The organism is Verrucomicrobiia bacterium (assembly GCA_036405135.1).
Classification (GTDB): Bacteria; Verrucomicrobiota; Verrucomicrobiia; order Limisphaerales; family JAEYXS01; genus JAEYXS01.
This window is the reverse complement of sequence record DASWYF010000033.1, coordinates 1-18,867: the sequence shown is the minus strand read 5'-3', so window position 1 is coordinate 18,867 and position 18,867 is coordinate 1. Positions and strand designations below refer to the sequence as shown.

The window sequence follows — 18,867 nt, the reverse complement described above, 5'->3', positions numbered from 1 at the left end:
GTCGCGTGTGAAGATTAGCGAAGCTCTAGGAGTGACGTCTGGCAAACTCTGGAAACAGGGAGTATTTGACGCATACTTAGGCATCGACTCGCGCCTGCACATTGACCCAGCACTTTTAAGATCAACACGCGTACATGAGTTTAAGAAAAGTTTATCTCGATTCGAAAAATATTTTGAGGAGGTTCTAGTTCTGCTTTCACATTCATCGCCAGGCGGTGCGCTTGAACGTCAGTCAATCGATAGATTGATTTTCCCTGAAATTGATGAAGCAGCGTTAGGTTTTTCGGAGGCGTCAAGCCACGGGCGTGGCGTTTCACGAGTCCTTGCGCGTCAAATGTACGGAACGGCAAAAGAAATCGTAAACGCCGGGATCAAAGATCCTGCAATTTTTGAACTTGCGGCTGTCTTTGAAGATGGATTCGGGCCCGATTTGATAAGCGACATGGTGCTTTACGTTATTCTGCAGGACGTTAGCGCATTTAACGAACGTGTCTGTTCTAAACTGGGCATTCAAACCAAGCAGATTAAAGCAGGTAACCAAACGGCTACAGCGGCCTATTCAGTATCCACAGGAAAACCTATCCTTCTCTTGCCGCAATCACTTCTGGCTTCATTGCCAGAAGCAAAATGTTTTTCAGATATCGATTCGATCACGCAGTACAACGATAAAGTGCGGGATGAACTGAATCGAATTTTGGGGTCATCTTGGTCGAGATATTCTAAGCGTTACAGCAAGACAGAGATGAGGAAGCTGTTGTTGTCCAACCCTGAACTGTTTAAGGGCATAATTCAAGAGTATCGCGCTCGCAAACCAAAAGCCTATGACTTTGAGAATGATCCGCTTGGCGAGGTGGTTTGGGAAGGGATAGGAAAGGAGTTTTCTGAGAGTAACGAACTTCTCCTTTCTCAACCCACTTCTGAGCAAGAACTCATTGAAGCAGTTAGAAAAATGATCAAGAAGTTCAAGCAGCTTGTAGAGTATAACGGATTATCCAAGCATTTGTTTGATGAATCGGGGAGGCAGAGGCCTGAAAAGTTTTCCCAACTTCTTTTCTACGCAATAGCGGACTCTTACTGCGAAGCCAATAACCTTGCTGTAAGCGCTGAACCTAATGCTGGACGTGGACCGGTCGACTTTAAAGTGGACAAGGGATATGACACCAAAGTAGTGGTAGAACTCAAACTCTCCTCAAACAGCGGTGCGCTTAGTGGCTTGCTCGTTCAGTTACCAGAGTATGCAAAGGCAGAACAGGCGCAGCACAGTTGCTATCTTTTGATTGTGGTAGGACCTACTCGAACAAAAGTGGATGAAATTAAGAAAGCGCATGCGAAACTGAAGCGCGCAAAACAAAGGGTCCCTGACTTGGTGATTGTTGACGCGTATTCGGCATTTAACGCCCCATCAGCAAGCAAGCTCAAGTTGGGTTACCGTTTCTAAGACCACTCCTTCCGTCGCTATGCGACGATGAGTTTCAAGCGAGTGCATGGGTTGAAACCCATGCCTAGGAATCTTGGGTTTGCTAAGCAAACGGATTTGGACCGAGACATTACGTCGCACAAGAATTGTTCGTTGATTGTTTCGGTTCTTCGAATCGCGAATGAGAAGTGTAGCTCGGGCTAGAAAATGGAAAGGTTTAAGTAATCGCCATGAAGTAAAATGTTTTTTACAGTGAATCCATGAAGAAACCATATTACCAAGGTTTTACTAGGGAGGAGCTCCGATCTCGTCTATTTGAGCATTCTACACCCAACTACATGACTTTGATCAGTGTTATTCAAGGGCTTGCGTTGGCAGTCCTGCTGCAGAAAGTTTTCGAAGGTGAACATGGAGGGATGCTGCAAGTGAAGTATTGGATTTTTGCTCTTATCTCATTTATCAGCATTATAATGGTCTTTTTTCTGTACAACTGGTTTTGGTCTGTGACATGGTCTCCGCCCGATTTCAGGGAGACCGTTTTACCGCTAGTTCTTGGACTGACTCAGACAATCCCAATTTATCATTTGAATCAACCATCTGTGTGGTGGGCAAGTTTTGCCCTATTCCTTTTGGTTTCGATTTTTGCTCTTAAGAATACGATCCGATTGATTCAGCGAATGACTTCTAGCGATTGCACCGGAGAAATTTATGAACTTTGTGTGAAAGAAGAGCAAAAGAACATCAAAGGCTGCTTTATCATGGGCTTGGTTGCCTTATTGGCCGCTCTTCTATCGCTTTGGGGTTCTGAAAACGTACTGCGCGACTGGATTTTTGGGCTGGTGGTTGTATCTGTCACAGGCTTGATGGCCTGGTCCGGTCAGAATCATTTCCTAAATCGCATCTATGCAATGACTGGCCTGCTGGACAAGCAAGACGGTATTCCAAATGATTCTAAGACGGGGAGTTGAAAAACTCGTCCGTCGGGAAGGAGATTTAGTGCTCCGGTTCTTCCGTCGCTATGCGACGGAGTGTTTCAATCGCGAGTGCATGGGTTGAAACCCATGCCTAGGAGTCTTGGGTTCGCTACGCGAACAAAGCCGAATCCGGTAGGGACTCGCAGCAACGCGTCCCTACCGGTGGAGCGCGACTCTCCGAGTCGCAGCTATGTTCATATGTCAGTCAGTTTGCAGAAGTTTGAGCGCGTTCGGCAGAAGTTTTTCTCTTGCTGGGGACAGTGCGAAGTTAGCCTGTCTTAGCTCAGGTACGTTGCTGCGACTCGGAGAGTCGCGCTCCTCTTCCGTCGCTACGCGACGGTGTTTCTGCTTTTGCAGGTGCATGGGTTGAAACCCATGCCTAGGAATCTTGGGTTCGCTACGCGAACAAAGCCAAATCCGTAGGGACGCGGTGCTCCGCGTTCCCTTGCCAGACCTGAGCATATCCACCAGCAAATAAAGGGGCTGGGGCAACATCTGAGACGCTTTTAAGATTCCATGTCCCTGCTCTGGTCATGCGGATACCCCAAGGATCAGTCAGGGACGCGTGGCAACGCGTCTCTACCAGATGGGGAGCGACTCTCTGAGTCGCAGCCATGTGCCTGAGCAAAAGCTGTGAGTGTTTGTAGAGTTTCCCCGAGAGTCATAGCTTTGGGCCTGCGGGTGCAACCGGCCTTGCCACAAGTGCGATTGGCGGGTAACTTGCTATGGATTCATTGAATCAACCGGATTTGGGGCTGAGTTTATGAAAAACAATCTTTCCAGGCTGCTGTCCACCACCTTGAGCGCCTTGGCTTTCACCTGTGCCTCCGCTGTTTCCCAGGCGCAAGAACAGCCCGCCGCTGAACCGGCAGCCGCTCCTGCAGCTACCGTCGCTTACGAAAGCGTGACGGCCAAGGACAACCAGACTTACGGGCTGGCTGCAAACCTGCCGGAGCCCATCCTGATCACGAACGTGGTGCAGTTGGGCACCATCATCGTCAACACCAACGGCACCTTCAAGATCGGTGAGCAAGGCACGCCCCGCACCCTCAAGCCAGGCCAGGTCCTCGGCAAGGATGGTCGTCTCACCGATGCGGATGGCTCCATCGTCCCGGTGGAAGATCATGTGACTAAAAAAGGCGGTGTCGTCACTCTGGTCAAAGACGGCGTGGCCGGGCCCCTGACCGCACCATTGACTTTGGGAGATGGCTCCACCGTCACCCCGGATGGCCAGATCCAGAAAGAGGGCAAACGCCGCTTCCTGGTGGAAGGCATGATCCTGCAGCTCAGCGGAGCCAAGATCGAAGCTGTGGACTCCGCTACCATGGTCGCGGGGCAGGTGAGGGTGCAACTGAACGGCGAGAACATCAACGTGGCACCGAACCGCAGCATCACCATGAATGACGGCACGCGGGTCTTTGGTGATGGCCGTGTGGTGAAATTCCGCGGTGGAGAGATCCGTCTGCAAGAAGGCCAGATCCTGCGCATCGAAGGCGTGGCGACGAAGTAACGTAGTGGGACAGGCACCTTGTCTTCAGTGAACTTATTTTCTATCTATCAAAGATAGAACGACAAAAAGCCCACCGTTCCTCAACGGTGGGCTTTTCGCATTCAGAGAAACTCCCTCACTTCTTCGCCGTCAGCTTCTCGATCAGAAAATCGCGGATCGCCGGATGTTTCACATCCGGTGCTTTCGGATAGACCAGTTCGCAAGGCACATTCAATTCCTTCAGACGCTCCTGCAGCTTCACACCAAAGTTCGCCGTGTGCGTAGGGTCTTTCTGCTCCTGCCCGATGGCTGGCGGCTCGCCGTAGTAGAGATAGATCGGCGGATCATCCGAGGTAGCGAGCGCATAAGGCGAATACTCTGCGATCCATGGCAGGATAGTATCCCGCTTGGCCAGGAACTCATCGAACTGCGAGAGCTTCTTCTCCTTGTCACCCTTGAAGCCGAACGCATGCCCGCCATAACGGCTGTTCGGCGTCCACTCCTTCATTTGCTGAGGGTCCAGCGTCGTCTGCGCCACATTCACTGCTGCACAAAGTAATCGCGTAGATTCGCGCGCGATCGGATCGCTGCTCTTCGCATCCGCCAGATCATTATGAAACGCCAGCCACAAGCTGGAGCATGCGCCTGCGGAACCGCCTGTCGCGCCGATACGTGTCTTATCGATGTTCCACTCCTTCGCCTTGCTGCGCACGAATTGCAACGCTCTCGCCGCATCATGCAGCGGCCCCTTCACCGGCGGCACGACATCCTGCGATTGCGAGGTGTAGCGATAATTGATCGAGACCACCGAGATGCCCGCTGCGAGATACTTCTCCAGATCACCGACACGCGCCTTGTCCCCATTGAGCCAGCCCCCGCCATGGATATAAAATACGAGCGGCGTAGGCTTGTCTGATGCCGCCTTGTAGAAATCCAGGACATTCCGCTCAAAGGTGCCGTAGCGCACATTCGCCTCGGTCGGCAGACGTTGGCCAGGGGCTTTGGTTTTATCATCAACTACGGGTTTAGCCTTATCATCAGCCTTGGCTTTGGCATCGGCAGCGTAAGACTGGCTGCCCAGCAAGAGCAAGGCGGCGACTGCGGAAAGAATTCGGGGTTGCATGCCGCCAGCTAAGCAGAAGGGAACAGTCCTGCATAGTGGATAAGACGAGCCTTACTCAGCCGTTGCGGTCTCGAAGATTTCCACACCGTTTCTTTCCGGTGCGGGGAAAGGTGCCTGGCAATGCTCGCAATGCGTATGCTCTACCTGACGCAATTTCTGGCAGCTTGGACATTTAACCAGTAACGGCCAGTTGCGCGTGAAGATAAACGCCAGCAAGCCGCCCACGCCGGTCACGAAATGGAATACCGCCCAGGCAGACTGGGCTTTGAGAGACATCCGATGACGTCGTCCCAAGATGATTCCGATGATCATCGCCACAGTCGAATACACAAGGGCTGCGGCAACAAACGGATGGTCTGATTCCACAAGCAGATGCATACACAAAGGCATGCTGCCCATGGTGATTTTTTCGAGAAGGCTGACGCTTTCCTTGCCATAGAAATCAGCGGGCACTTCCATCTGTTTTTCAATGGTACCGCCGCTGGCCACCAAGAAGTAATAGGTGGGCATTTTCCCGCCGCGTTCCTCATTCAGTTTGTAAGACGGCTTCACGGTCACCGCAAATTTGCCGGCGACATCCAGTAAATGCACACCTATCTGGCTGTATTCTCTGGGGTCTTTCGTCAGTGGTATTTGCCACAATTGTTTGCCATCCGGAGTGAAGAAGTGCAACGAACTGCGTGTGGCCACTGCTGTGTAGCGCGGACCTTCTCCTGTCTGGATCACTCTGGCTTCCAAGATTTGATTGGTATCACTGACTCTCAGCAATGGCTTCGCCGTCATTTCACGCTCGTCTATGGCATAAGCTGTCTGTTCATCCACCAAGGTGCTGCGGGGATACCAATAGTTATCGTCCGGTACGGCAAACCGGCTTTTCCCGGCAAGCCCTTCGGCAAACCCCTCCGGGCCGATGCTTCCGACTATCTTCCCAGTTTTGCCATCGAACCCAACCAAGCGACCATAGCGCAGCCAATCATACCAGATGATGCCTTCTCCTGATTTCCAATAGCGATAGTATGTGAAGCTGCTTTGGAAGGCTGGTTTCCTATTTTTGAAATCGTCATCACGGTACAGCGACAGGCTGCCATATGTGGCCAGTCCATATGGGTGACGTAGAAAGGTTATCTTCTGTCCGTTCGCATCGATCAAAGGTTTCCCCTCAAGGTCTGTCACTTCCTGGACATTTCCGCGCATCGATATTTTATACACGGTGCCGTCCCGGCCGATCTGATAACGGAAGGAGGAACGATCATTACGGTTTTCAAAGGTGTTATGGATCACGACCCCAAAGAAGAGACAGATGATGGTGGCCCCCACAGTAAGGCTTCCCGTCAATGCGGCTTTTTCCAACGGACTTTGGCTTTCGTATTCGCCGTTAGCGGCAAAAGCACCGGCTGCTGCCAAGGCCGTCAGGCCGATGGAGATGGCGATCACGAGCCCCACCATCCAGAAAAGAGGTAAAACAGCACATGAGGCATATAATAGAATTCCCACTCCCATCGGCCAAATACGGCTACCTTGCCATTTCGCACGACGGACACACACCAGCATCGCTATAAAATAGCAAACTGTACCGCTCAAGAAATAGGCCAGTGACGGAAGAACCATGCTCCACTCAAAAGGTGCAGCGACTCGGCCGGAAAAAGAGACCCACAAGATGAAGACGAGCAAAGGCAAGCCCATCGCCAGAAAATAGAGCGCCATCCCGGTGGTGACTTTCGCACGAAAGATAGTCTGGGGAGAAAGGGGGCGATGTAAGAGGTAGGCATGAAGATCACGATGCCGCTCGTTAAACATTTGCATCCATCCCAAGATCGTTGCAAACAAGCCGCAGATCACGGCCACGGACAAATGAAAGTCCTCGGCCATCAATGGCTGCAGCATCTGTATCACCCCGCCCTTTCCCATACTTTCAGATAAAGCGCTGCTGACCGAGATCCAACCGGCCCTGATCAGCATCACCACCATCACCAAGGCCGCGAATACCGTCAGCACGCGCTGTTCACGAAATTCTTTCCAGATGAGTGCCTTCATACTTTTTCCTCCATGTCTGCCAAGATGAATGATTTCTCCCCACGATCACCGAGATAGCTCAAGAACGCTTCTTCCAGACTCAATGGCATCGTTTCCACTTTTGCCGGGGCGAGTGCGTTCAAGGCCTGCCGTGTCGCACCATTTCTATCCACACATACGACGCGCAGTTCATGGGCGGTGCGGTAGGCTTGCAAGAGGCCAGGGATTTCCGGCAGGCGTGGTGGCTCGCCATTGAAGCTCAGGCGCACTTGGCGAACCTTCTCGCGGAAGACATCTACGGGGCAGCAAGCGCGCAAGATGCTGCGATCCATCACGGCGATGTGATCGGCCACGCGCTCCACATCCGCGAGGTCGTGGGAGGAAAAGAAGATGGTGCGGTCCGAACGGCGCGTAAGATAGATCATCGATTCCACCAAGGAACGGCGAGCTACCGGATCAAGGCCCAGTGCGGGGTCATCGAGAATGAGCAGTTCGGGATCGGGCGCGAGCGTGAGGGCGAGGCAAAGACCGGCGCGTTCGCCACGCGAGAGGTCTTTCACTTTCGCTTCCGGCTTCAATTTGAAATGGCCGACTACACCGCGAAACACCTTGTCGTTCCAGCGCGGATAGAAGGAGGACTGAAATTCACCGCACTGCTTCACCGTCATCCACGCATAGAGCTGATGTTCCTCGGTGAGATAGCCCACGCGGCCACGGATCTCCGGTGTGAGCGAGCGGATGTCGCAACCCAGCAAGGTGCCGCTACCACGCGTCGGCGGGACGAGGCCGAGCATCATGCGGATGGTCGTGGTCTTGCCCGAGCCGTTGCGACCGAGGAAAGCGAAGACGCAACCGCGTGGCACTTCGAGATTCAGCTCATAGACCGCGGGACTCTTGCCGAAATATTTCGTCAGGCCACGCAATTGGATGACGGGTGAATCGCTCATAGCTTGTTCGGGTTCTTCCACTGGGAAAGTTTTTTGCGGAACGCCTGTTCCAGCTCTTCACGGGAGAAATCCAAGGCGGCGGCCTCACCGATAAGGCCATCGATCAAAGGCTCCAAACGTCGCCAGCCCTCCTCACGGCTCACCACCTTGCGCTTCGGGATGATGAAGACGCCCTTCCCCGCACGTGATTCGATGAAGCCTTCGCGCGCCAAGTCGGTGTAAGCGCGGGCGACCGTATTCGGATTCACCACCAACTCCTCGGCAAGCGCGCGCACACTGGGGAGCTGCGTCTCCACCGCCAGCTTGCCATTCGCCACCGCCAGCCGCACCTGATCCGCGATCTGTTTGTAGATCGGAACATTGGATCCAGTGGCGATGTTGAAGGTGAATGGCACGATGATTTATTAGTGTATTAGTAGTAATAGTACACTTGATACACTTTGTCAAGCAATGTGTATGGGGACTTGCCTTAGAGACTCTGGAATTTCTGTCCGTGAGAGTAGAGTGTGCGTCCTGTCTTGGAAAAGTCACCCGCCCGATGCGTGCCTCTCCCCCTGCAAAGCTCCCGCCTTGCACTCGATATACATGATCCGCCCCGCCTGCGTCTTCGGCTTCTTAACTACAGCCGCAGCCTGTCCACCGCCCACCACTTTCCTGCTGGACGCTTTTGGCATGCAAACAACTTGAGCGAGAACACTCTTCCACGGAAGAGATGTTACGACGCCTTCCTCCCGATGTTGGAGTTTCCATGTCTCCCTCCGTTGAGCTTTGAGTTTTGAACTTTGAGCTTATTAAGCCTCCAGATTGGACATCCGTCCTTTTTCCCCGCATGCTCCACATGTGACCAAACCGGCGGCGACAACGCGTTTTTTGAGCTCGCTGTATCATACTCCTTCAGCGGAGACATTCGCGTGTCATCACAGCGTCGTGCGCGCCGGACATCTCATCGCGGGGCCGGAGCATCACATCACGCGGGACCATTATCCAGGTCATGAACTCATTCTCTGCCTCAAAGGTCAGGGTGAGGTGCAGGTGCAGGGCAAGGTCTGGCCGGTGAAGGCGGGCGAGCTGGTGTGGATCGATTGCGGGCAGCCACATGTGTTCCGGTGTGTGCCGCAGAATCCATGGGAAGTTTACTGGCTACGCTTCGATGGACCGCAAGGCGCGCGATGGGCCACGAATCTCGCCGTGAAGACGCACCCGATCTTCGCGGGGTTGGCGTTGCGTCCCATCCGTGCCATTTTCGATCGCATTTTCGAGCGGTTGCAGGCCCCGGATGTCAGCACCGATGCGTGGCTGAACAGCGATCTCGCCCAACTCGTCGCCATACTCACGGAATCGCGGCAGGCCAGTGGTCTCCTGGCGGGCGGTGATCACACCATGCCCGAGCGCTTGCGCAAGCCGATCGAGACGATGCGGCTGAAATTTTTCCAGCCTTGGCGCGTGCCTGAACTGGCTGCCATGGCGGGCATGAGCCCCTCGCACTTCTTTCGCGTCTTCAAGCAACACCTCGGCACCAGCCCGCATGAATGGCTCCGCCGCGAGCGTATCACCCACGCCAAGCGCCGCCTCATCGAAACGGATGAAGCCATCAAACAAGTCGCCAGCCAGTGCGGCTACAGCGACCAATTTTTCTTCAGCCGCGATTTCAAACAAGTCACCGGCTTCACCCCCACCGACTTCCGTAAACGCGAACGCGGCACCTCCTCGTAGCTGTCCCGTATGCGGGATGAGGAGGCAGAACTAACTATTTCTGGTCATCCCGCTTTCGATGTTCAGAGTTCGATGTTGGATGTTCGATGTTGGATGTTCGATGTTTCCTTTTGAACATGGCTGAATCCTCCATACAGGTAAGCAATTTTCTCTATTCCGGCACGGCGCGGATGCACTAGTATCTAGTAATAGCCTGAATATGTCTTTGTTGCCTGAAAGAACGTCGCGCCTTGCCGCCGGTATCATGGTCTTGCTGGCCGGTGTGTGCAGCTTGAACGCCGCTTCCGTGGACTTCGTCCGCGATATCCAGCCCATTTTCACCTCGCGCTGCACGGATTGCCACGGCTCCTTCAAACAGGAGTCCGCCCTGCGCCTGGATAGCAAAGAGAACGCCTTCAAAGGCGGCTATCACGGTGCCGCCATCGTCCCCGGTGACAGCGCCAAGAGCGTGCTCTTCCAAGTCATCACCGCCACGCACAAGGAAGTGGATCCAATGCCCAAGAAGGGCGAACGCCTAACCGCAGAGCAAATCACGCTCATCAAGCAATGGATCGATCAGGGCGCCGTGTGGCCGGAGAGTGCTTCCGTGAAACTCGCCTCGGCGGGGCAAGATCATTGGGCCTTCAAGACGCCCGTGAAACCGGAACTGCCCAAGGTGAAGAACACGCGCTGGGTGGCGAATCCCATCGACCGCTTCGTGATGGCCAAGCTGGAGCACGAAAAGCTCAAGCCCTCGCTGGAAGCGGACAAGGTCACTTTGTTGCGTCGCCTCTCGCTCGACCTCATCGGCCTGCCGCCAACGCCTGCGCAAGTGGATGCTTTCCTCGCCGATCGTTCCGCGAATGCCTATGAGAAACAGGTGGAGCGACTGCTCGCTTCACCGCATTACGGCGAACGCTGGGCGCGTATTTGGTTGGATGGCGCGCGTTACGCGGATTCCGATGGCTTCGAGAAAGACAAGCCGCGCGATGTGTGGTTCTACCGTGATTGGGTCATCAACGCTTTCAATCGCGACCTGCCTTACAACCAGTTTGTCATCGAGCAGATCGCCGGTGACTTGCTTCCGAACTCCACGCAGGACCAGAAGGTCGCCACCGGTTTCCTCCGCAATTCCATGATCAATGAGGAAGGCGGCGTGCATCCCGAGCAGTTCCGCATGGAGGCGATGTTCGATCGCCTCGACGCCATCGGCAAAAGCGTGATGGGCCTCACCGTCCAGTGCGCGCAATGCCACGATCACAAATACGACCCCATCTCGCAGAAAGAATATTACCAGCTCTTCGCCTTCATCAATGACAGCACGGAAGGCAGCATGAATGTGTATTCGCCGGATCAAAACATGCGCCGCGCGCAACTGCTCGGCGACATCGCGAAGATCGAGGAAGATCTGAAGCATCGCACGCCGGATTGGGAGAAGAAACTCACCGCGTGGGAAGAATCCGTGAAGCAACGTTCGCCGAAGTGGACGGTGTTGCCGCTGAGCAATGCTGGTGACAATGCCCAACGCTACTACGATTTCCCCGATGGTTCGCAGATGGGCTCCGGCTACGCGCCCACGCGCTTCACCGCCGTCTTCACGAACAATGTCACCGCCACGAACATCAATGCGTTCCGTCTCGAATTGATGACCGATCCGAATCTACCTGCCGGTGGCCCGGGGCGTTCCACGGAAGGTTTGATGGCGCTCACCGAATTCCGCGTGGTGACGGAAGATGCCACCAAGCCGAACGAGAAGACGGGCGTGAAGTTCGCGAAAGCCATCGCCGATTTCGGCAACGAAGAGATGGTGCTGCCGAAGGTGCTGCAAGGGAATTACAAGACAAACGAATACCGCGTCACTGGCCCGATCAGCTATGCGATCGACAAAGACGTGAAGACCGCGTGGGGCATCGATGCCGGACCCGGCCAGCGCAATCAGGATCGCACCGCGATCTTCATCGCCACGAATAATTTCGCTTATCCAGCGGGCACGAAGTTCACCTTCGAGATCCAGCAGCAGCACGGCGGCCCGAACAGCGACCAAAACCAAAACCTGAACCTCGGCCGCTTCCGCGTCTCTTACGCCGGGGATGTGACGGAGACTGCACCGACCTTGCCGCATCACATCCTGAACATCTTGGAGACGCCTGCCGCCCAGCGCACACGCATCCAGAAAGCCGATCTCTTCACCTACTGGCGTCAGCAAGTGCCGGAGTGGAAGGATGCCAACGCGCAGATCGCCGCCCTCTGGAAGCAACATCCACAAGGCAGCACGCAGATGGTGCTGAACCGCATGGACAACCCGCGCGATACCTTCCTCCTCAAGCGCGGTGACATGACCAAGCCCGCGGACAAGATGACCACCGGTGTGCCCAAGGTGCTGAATCCTCTGCCGGAGAAAAATGAAGGCAACCGCCTCACCTTCGCGAAATGGCTCGTCGATCCAAAATCCCCGACGGCTGCGCGCTCCATGGTGAACCGCGTATGGCAATCCTACTTCGGCATCGGCCTGGTGGAGACGAGCGAAGACCTCGGCGTGCAAGCGCCAGCGCCTTCACATCCTGAATTGCTCGACTGGCTCTCTGTGAACTTCATGGAAAACAAATGGAGTATGAAAAAACTCCACCGTCTCATCGTCACGTCCTCCACTTATCGCCAAGCCTCTTCCGTCACGCCGGAGCTGCTGGCGCTGGACCCGAACAACCGCTTGCTCGCCCGTGGTTCCCGCTTCCGCGTGGATGCCGAACTAGTGCGTGACATCGGCCTGAGCGCCAGCGGTCTGCTGAATCAAAAAGTTGGTGGCGCGAGTGTGTATCCGCCCGCACCAGAATTCCTGTTCCTGCCGCCCACCAGTTACGGTCCGAAATTCTGGGAAGAGGAGAAGGGCGAGAACCGTTATCGCCGCGCGCTCTACACGTTCCGTTATCGCTCCGTGCCGTATCCGCTTCTGCAAGCCTTCGATGCGCCGAACGGTGATTTCTCCTGCGTGCGCCGCGGTCGCTCGAACACCCCGCTGCAAGCACTCATGACTTTGAACGATCCTATCTCCATGGAAACCGCCCAAGGCCTTGCCCAACGCGTCTTGCGTGAAGGCGGCACCACGGATGCGAGCCGTCTCGAATACGCCTTCCGCTGCTGCGTCTCGCGCAAGCCCTCGAAAGATGAAGCAAAAGAACTCGAAGCGCTCTTGCAGAAGCAGCTCGACCGCTTCAGCGCGAAAGATGCGAAGCCGCTCGAACTCGCGAGCAATGAAGTCAGCAAATTGCCCTCAGGCATCAACGAAGCCCAGCTCGCCGCGTGGACCGCTGTCTCCCGCGTGCTGCTGAACCTCGACGAAACGATCACGAAGGAATAAGTCGTATGAACTGCCAGTCTCATCTTTATCGCGGACAGGATCCGAGAGAGGTCAGCCGCCGTTGGTTTCTGCAACAGTGTGGTGTGGGCTTGGGTGCGATCGCACTGAATCAGCTCATGTCGCCCGCTGCGAACGCGATGAGCAAAGCGGACGCAACGAACCCGCTCGCCGTCCGCGCTCCGCATTACGCCGCGAAAGCCAAGCGTGTCATCTACCTCTTCATGGCCGGCGCGCCGAGTCATCTCGAATTGTTCGATAACAAACCACAGCTCGCGAAGTTTGATGGCACATTGCCGCCCGCAGAACTGCTGAAGGGTTATCGTTCCGCGTTCATCAATCCGCAGTCGAAGTTGTTGGGACCGAAATTTAAGTTCGCGAAATACGGTCGTAGTGGCGCCGAGCTTTCTGAATTGCTGCCTTACACGGCGAAGATCGCGGATGAGATCGCGATCGTGAAATCCATGGTCACGGATGCGTTCAATCACGCGCCCGGCCAGATCATGATGAACACGGGTTCGCAGCAGTTTGGTCGCCCGAGCTTTGGCGCGTGGTCTTGCTACGGCCTCGGCAGTGAGGCGAATGATCTGCCGGGCTTCGTGGTGTTCAGCTCGGGTGATAAAGGCCCGAGCGGCGGCAGCTCGAACTTCGGCAGCGGCTTTCTCCCCAGCGTCTATCAGGGCGTGCAATTCCGGAACAGCGGCGAGCCCGTCCTCTATCTCAGCAATCCGAAGGGTGTGGATGAATCGCTCCAGCGCGAGTCCCTCGATACGCTGAACAAGCTGAACGGCATGCGTCTGAATGTGACGGGTGATCCGGAGATCGCCACGCGCATCAACTCCTTCGAGATGGCGTATCGCATGCAGGCGAGCGCGCCCGATGTGGTGGACATCTCGAAAGAACCGCAGCACATCCTCGATATGTATGGCGCGGAGCCGGGCAAGGCCTCCTTCGCGAACAATTGCTTGCTCGCGCGTCGCCTCATCGAGCGCGGCGTGCGTTTCGTGGAGATCTTTCACGAAGCTTGGGATCAGCACGGCAACTTGGTCAACGGCCTGAAGAAGAATTGCAAGAACACCGATCAAGCTAGCGCCGCCCTTGTGATGGACCTCAAGCAACGTGGCCTCTTGGAAGACACGCTCGTCATCTGGGGCGGTGAATTCGGTCGCACACCGATGGTGCAAGGTGGCAACGATGGTCGCGACCACCACCCGAACGCGTTCACCATGTGGATGGCTGGTGGTGGCATCAAGCCCGGCATCACACTCGGCGAATCCGATGAACTCGGCTTCAACGCCACCGTGGATAAAGTCCACGTGCATGATCTCCACGCGACCTTGCAGCATCTGATGGGCTTCGATCACAAGAAACTCACCTACCGCTTCCAAGGCCGCGATTTCCGCCTCACCGATGTGCATGGGGAGATCGTGACGAAGCTGCTGGCGTAGTGGGGCGGGCGCCCTCGCCTGTTTGCTTATGGCTTACCACAAGATCACCGTGAGCTTCTTCGGCCCATGCGCGCCGAGCACGAGGATACGCTCAATATCTCCCGTGCGGCTCGGCCCGGTGACGAGCGAAATCATGCTGGGATAATTATCCGCATACTTCTGCTGAATGAGTGCAAATGCCGCGGAGAGATCGCGCACAAGCTGTTCGCGCCGAGCGATCACCACATGATGCGGTGGCAGCACGCTAAGCGCACGCCCACCGGAACTGCGGCTCGTCACGATGAGGCTGCCCGTCTGCGCTACGAGGACATCACACTCCGTGATGCCTACATCGCACGCTTCCATCTCATGCTTGTCGTAACCGCTGTCCGTGCGCAGCACCGGCAGAGCCAGCGCTTGCGTCGCCTTGTCCGTCAAGGTGCTGCGATGAGCGGCAACCTTCTTCCAGCCTTCCACCTGCGCGATCTCTTTCAAGATAGCCATGGCCGATGCTTCATCCGCTCCATCGCGGAAATCAGTTTTGAGATCGAGCGAAGCCGCACGGAAACGTTCAAGCTGCTCTTCCGCCGTCTCGCCGCCTTGTGGCAACCACGGCTGCGCGGAATGCACCGGGCGACCCGTGAAGGTCTGCGCCGGTTCATGCCCACCATGCGTGCCCGGATGCGGCGCGCTCAGTGTCAACGCCTCGCGGATACGGCCTAAAATCTTTTCGCGCTCAGTCATGTTGTTACTTCGCTTGCTTCGCGGACTTATGCTTCTGCCACCATTCTTTGAAACTCTCCTGCGCCACCGGTTGCACATCGCGCGTCGCGGTCCATGGTTTGGCAGGATCGAGTTTGCTGCCCAGCACGAACTTGTGCAGCGGCTGGAACATGCGCGCGAGTTCCTTGCCCACTTGCCACATGCCAGGGCTGTTCGCCACCATGCCAAATGCTTTGTAGGCCGTCTGCTCCATCGCGTTCGGCTCTTCCTGGCTGGCGTTGCGACGGTTCTGCAAGAGATGATGATGCAGATCGATCTTCACCGGACACGTCTCCGTGCAAGCCCCACAAAGTGACGACGAACCGCTGAGATGCTTCCAGCTCTGCAGCCCGCGCAGATGCGGCGTGATGACACTGCCGATGGGACCGCTGTAAGTGGTGCCGTAAGTATGGCCGCCCACGTTACGGAAGATCGGGCACACATTCAGACATGCACCACAACGGATGCAATGCAGTGAATCGCGTTGCTCCGGATCGGCGAGCAGGATGCTGCGCTGATTATCCAGCAGCACCACGTGCCATTCCTCCGGCCCATCCACTTCACCGGGTTGCTTCGGTCCACCGTAGAGCGTGTTGTAGCCCGTCACCGTCTGGCCTGCACCTGCTGTGGCAAGCATCGGCAGGAAGAGCGCGAGGTCTTCCATCTTCGGCAACAGCTTCTCGATGCCCATGAGCGTGATCATCGTCTTGGGCAAGGCCGCCGTGAGCCGCGCATTACCCTCATTCTCCGTGAGCGAGATCATGCCCGTCTCTGCGATGGCGAAGTTCGCGCCCGTGATGCCGATGTCTGCCTCGATGTATTTCTTACGGAGCGCCCGACGTGCGATCATCGTCAGCTCTTCCGGTTCGCGAGTCGGCGCGCTGCCGAGTTCTTTTTGGAAAAGATCGCTGATGTCATCGCGCGTGAGATGCATCGCGGGGAAGACGATGTGATACGGCGGCTCTTTGCGGAGCTGCACAATGTATTCGCCCAGATCGCTCTCCACCACTTCGAAGCCCGCCTTCTCCATCGCGGCGTTCAGGTGGATCTCCTCTGCCGTCATCGCCTTGGACTTGATCACGCACCGCGCCTTCTTGTCCGCGATGATCTTCACGATGATATCCCGGGCCTGATCCGCCGTGCTGCACCAGTGCACCTTCGTCCCGCGCGCCTCCAGCTTGTCGGCGAACTCCGCGAGATACTGGTCCATGTGGTTGATGGCTTCCCACTTCGTCTCGGCTGCGGCCTGGCGCGCGGATTGCCAATCACCGAACGCGGCCTTCTTCTTGTCGCGCGCCACCTCGTACTTGCGGAGCGCCGTCTGGATAAGGCCGCGATGGCGCAGATCCTTCGTGACGACATCTGCCTGCTGCAAAAATTCCTGTGAATGACTGCTCATGGTTTATGCGGGTTGCGTGAGCGAACCCGAGCCGTAGAGAAAATAATTCTGTGTCTGGCGCAGGTCCACATACCAGCCCTTTTGTTTCAGTCGCGCCGCCAATTCATCCAGCTCGTAAAATACCTTGTAGATCTGGAACGTGCGACCGTCATTCAAGCGCCGGATATGCGTCGTGGAATCCTTGTCCGGCAATTGATGATTCGCCGCCATGGACGAACTCGCCAGCTTGGAGTCCACGAAGAAAAATCGTCCACCCGGTTTCAAACTCTTGCGGACCAATTCCCAGAACGCATCGAACTTCTCCGGCGGCACGTGCGAGAGCCAGAAGCCGAAGAAGATCGCATCATAACGATCCGTCGGCTGCCACTCGAAGATGTTCGCCGCCACGTAAGTGACGCTGGAGGAATGCAACCGCGCCGCATTCAGCTTCAGCATCTCCGTGGAGCCATCCACCACCGTGAGATGATTTGCGTGCGAGAGCAATTGCTCGCTCCAGATGCCCGTGCCACCCGCCAGTTCCAACACTTCGCCAACCGGCTGAAACGCGTGCAACGCCTCCGCCACGATCGCGCCTTCGCTGAACCATTGCGTGTTCTGCTCCTGGCCCTTGTCGTAGCGGCCCAGGCGAAACCACCACTCATCATACTCTGGCGCGCGCGCGCAATAATACGCGAGCTGTTCGCTGACGGGATCAAGAGGATTGGCAGTCACTTCCATACAACAAATAAATCAGTTCTTACCCAGGATCTCCGCGAGATGGATGGTCTTGAGCTTGTGCCCTTCACGGCTCAACAACCCCTGCACATGCATCAGGCAGCTCGAGTCGTTCGAGACGATGTAATCCGCACCCGTATCCTTGGCACTCGCGCACTTCACCTCACCCATCGCCGTGGAGATCATCGGAAATTTCGCGGAGAACGTCCCACCGAAACCACAGCACGTCTCGGCATCCTGCATCTCCACCAGCTCCAGCCCTTGCACCTTCTCCAGCAGCTTGCGCGGAGAAGACTTGATGCCCAGTTCACGCAACCCGTGGCAACCATCATGGAACGTCACCTTCGCCGGGAACTTCGCGCCCAGATCCGTCACGCCCAGCTTCTTCACTAGAAAATCGGAGAACTCCCAAACTTTGTGCGAGAGTTCATGCGCCGCAGACGCCTCGGGCTTGTTCTCAAAAAGCTGCGGATAAAACACCTTTAACATCGCGCCGCAAGATCCCGACGCGATCACCACCGCCTCCGAATCTTTCAAGCGCTTCACCACCGGCTCCGCCACACACCGCGCCTCATCCCAATAACCGGAGTTAAAGGCTGGCTGACCGCAACAAGCGATCTCCTCCGGACATTCTACGCGATGACCCAGCTTCTCCAAAATATGGACCATGTTGATCCCGACCTGCGGGAACAACGCATCAACGAAGCAAGGCACAAACAAAGTCACAGTCATAGAAACGGGGGACAGAATGGCGGGGAGCCGGGCAAAGTTCAAAGCCCAAAGTTTTGCCACCCTCCCCGCCACCATCCTGGTTTCCCCTCTGAACGTTGAACGTTCAAAGTTGGAAGTTGGACGTTTCTCCCTTCATACCTCATCCTTCATAATTCATCCGTTCCCCCGAAGTCGCCTTCCCATCTCGTCCGGTCGATGCTCCCTCTTCTCGATGGCATCCTGTTCTGCGGCACTCTAGCCACCAGTCCACACCAATCCGAATCCGACCCTCGCCAGCCACTCCAACACCACCCAATCGTCCTTCGTCCTCGTTCTCGTCGTCGTCCTCGACGCTTTGAATCTAGAGCAAAGGCAGAATCTTCGGCTTTCGTGTTCCTCTGAAAACTGAACACTGAAAACTTCCCACTCCATCCCTTGGATGGCTAAGGAACTATGTCAAAGAGCAATGAAACCATCCGACCCCTGTTGATGTATCTGGCCTATGGCTCCTCCTCACAGGGAGGCCAGACTCTGGCGCTGTCCTTGACCCGGCTGGTTCCGCAGTGGCTACTGAGGATTCCCCGGTGAGACATACAATCCTACGCCCACCGACGTCCCGTTCTCCCTCCAGCTTACGAGCCCCGATCCAGCACCCGATACACCCACATATCCTATAAGGGACGGCCTCTTTCTTCCTTCTCCCCTCGTGTAAAGACTGGAGAGATGGTGGACAGGTGTGCGGGGACATGGTGGACACATTTTGAGTTGGCCAGTGCATCAGGTTTTAGGAACTGGTTGGGTTTGATTTTCACGCAGGTCCAGTTCCTTGATGACCTGCATTTGGAAG

15 protein-coding genes are annotated in these 18,867 nt (G+C 55.8%); 6 read left to right on the top strand and 9 right to left on the bottom strand.

Features of this window, described 5'->3' with window-relative positions:
* The first annotated feature begins 7 nt into the window (after positions 1-7).
* The 3 genes from VGH19_15445 to VGH19_15435 all read left to right on the top strand — a co-directional run bounded on the left by VGH19_15445 (position 8) and on the right by VGH19_15435 (position 3,901).
* Complete coding sequence (locus VGH19_15445; GenBank protein HEY1172761.1) at positions 8-1,438, top strand: hypothetical protein; 1,431 nt, start codon at positions 8-10, stop codon at positions 1,436-1,438.
* Between the two features lie 239 nt (positions 1,439-1,677).
* Entirely contained in the window at positions 1,678-2,385 is a 708-nt protein-coding gene (locus VGH19_15440) for a hypothetical protein (protein HEY1172760.1), read from the top strand.
* Positions 2,386-3,154: 769 nt separating this feature from the next.
* Positions 3,155-3,901 carry a DUF6799 domain-containing protein gene (locus tag VGH19_15435; protein HEY1172759.1) on the top strand — a complete coding sequence of 249 codons (747 nt, stop codon included), beginning with the start codon at positions 3,155-3,157 and terminating at the stop codon, positions 3,899-3,901.
* 115 nt (positions 3,902-4,016) lie between these two features.
* Here VGH19_15435 and VGH19_15430 read toward each other — a convergent pair whose 3' ends face one another.
* The 5 genes from VGH19_15430 to VGH19_15410 all read right to left on the bottom strand — a co-directional run bounded on the left by VGH19_15430 (position 4,017) and on the right by VGH19_15410 (position 8,637).
* Positions 4,017-5,003, bottom strand: a complete 987-nt coding sequence (locus VGH19_15430) for an alpha/beta hydrolase (protein ID HEY1172758.1) — start codon at positions 5,001-5,003, stop codon at positions 4,017-4,019.
* 51 nt (positions 5,004-5,054) lie between these two features.
* Positions 5,055-7,037, bottom strand: a complete 1,983-nt coding sequence (locus VGH19_15425; protein ID HEY1172757.1) for an ABC transporter permease — start codon at positions 7,035-7,037, stop codon at positions 5,055-5,057.
* Positions 7,034-7,963: an ABC transporter ATP-binding protein gene (locus VGH19_15420; protein ID HEY1172756.1), complete on the bottom strand. Its 930-nt coding sequence runs from the start codon at positions 7,961-7,963 to the stop codon at positions 7,034-7,036. The genes VGH19_15425 and VGH19_15420 overlap by 4 nt, the downstream gene beginning before the upstream one ends.
* Complete coding sequence (locus VGH19_15415; protein ID HEY1172755.1) at positions 7,960-8,358, bottom strand: GntR family transcriptional regulator; 399 nt, start codon at positions 8,356-8,358, stop codon at positions 7,960-7,962. Before VGH19_15415 ends, VGH19_15420 begins: the two co-directional genes overlap by 4 nt.
* Before the next feature lie 132 nt (positions 8,359-8,490).
* The gene (locus VGH19_15410; protein HEY1172754.1) at positions 8,491-8,637 is read right to left on the bottom strand and encodes a hypothetical protein; all 147 of its coding nucleotides are present in this window, start codon (positions 8,635-8,637) and stop codon (positions 8,491-8,493) included.
* Positions 8,638-8,803: 166 nt separating this feature from the next.
* Here VGH19_15410 and VGH19_15405 point away from each other — a divergent pair, with 166 nt between their 5' ends.
* The 3 genes from VGH19_15405 (at position 8,804) to VGH19_15395 (ending at position 14,455) form a co-directional block, all read left to right on the top strand.
* A complete protein-coding gene (locus VGH19_15405; protein ID HEY1172753.1) occupies positions 8,804-9,676 on the top strand; it encodes an AraC family transcriptional regulator in 873 nt (290 codons plus the stop codon).
* A 199-nt stretch (positions 9,677-9,875) separates the two neighbouring features.
* Positions 9,876-13,010 carry a PSD1 and planctomycete cytochrome C domain-containing protein gene (locus VGH19_15400; GenBank protein HEY1172752.1) on the top strand — a complete coding sequence of 1,045 codons (3,135 nt, stop codon included), beginning with the start codon at positions 9,876-9,878 and terminating at the stop codon, positions 13,008-13,010.
* A 5-nt stretch (positions 13,011-13,015) separates the two neighbouring features.
* Positions 13,016-14,455, top strand: coding sequence for a DUF1501 domain-containing protein (locus tag VGH19_15395; GenBank protein ID HEY1172751.1), 1,440 nt, complete (start codon positions 13,016-13,018; stop codon positions 14,453-14,455).
* Positions 14,456-14,488: 33 nt separating this feature from the next.
* Here VGH19_15395 and VGH19_15390 read toward each other — a convergent pair whose 3' ends face one another.
* The 4 genes from VGH19_15390 to VGH19_15375 are packed head-to-tail and all read right to left on the bottom strand — an operon-like array spanning position 14,489 to position 18,041.
* Entirely contained in the window at positions 14,489-15,178 is a 690-nt protein-coding gene (locus VGH19_15390) for a lactate utilization protein (protein HEY1172750.1), read from the bottom strand.
* Between the two features lie 4 nt (positions 15,179-15,182).
* Positions 15,183-16,595: a LutB/LldF family L-lactate oxidation iron-sulfur protein gene (locus tag VGH19_15385; GenBank protein HEY1172749.1), complete on the bottom strand. Its 1,413-nt coding sequence runs from the start codon at positions 16,593-16,595 to the stop codon at positions 15,183-15,185.
* A 3-nt stretch (positions 16,596-16,598) separates the two neighbouring features.
* Entirely contained in the window at positions 16,599-17,312 is a 714-nt protein-coding gene (locus tag VGH19_15380) for a class I SAM-dependent methyltransferase (GenBank protein HEY1172748.1), read from the bottom strand.
* A 12-nt stretch (positions 17,313-17,324) separates the two neighbouring features.
* Positions 17,325-18,041, bottom strand: a complete 717-nt coding sequence (locus tag VGH19_15375) for a (Fe-S)-binding protein (GenBank protein ID HEY1172747.1) — start codon at positions 18,039-18,041, stop codon at positions 17,325-17,327.
* Between the last annotated feature and the right edge of the window lie 826 nt (positions 18,042-18,867).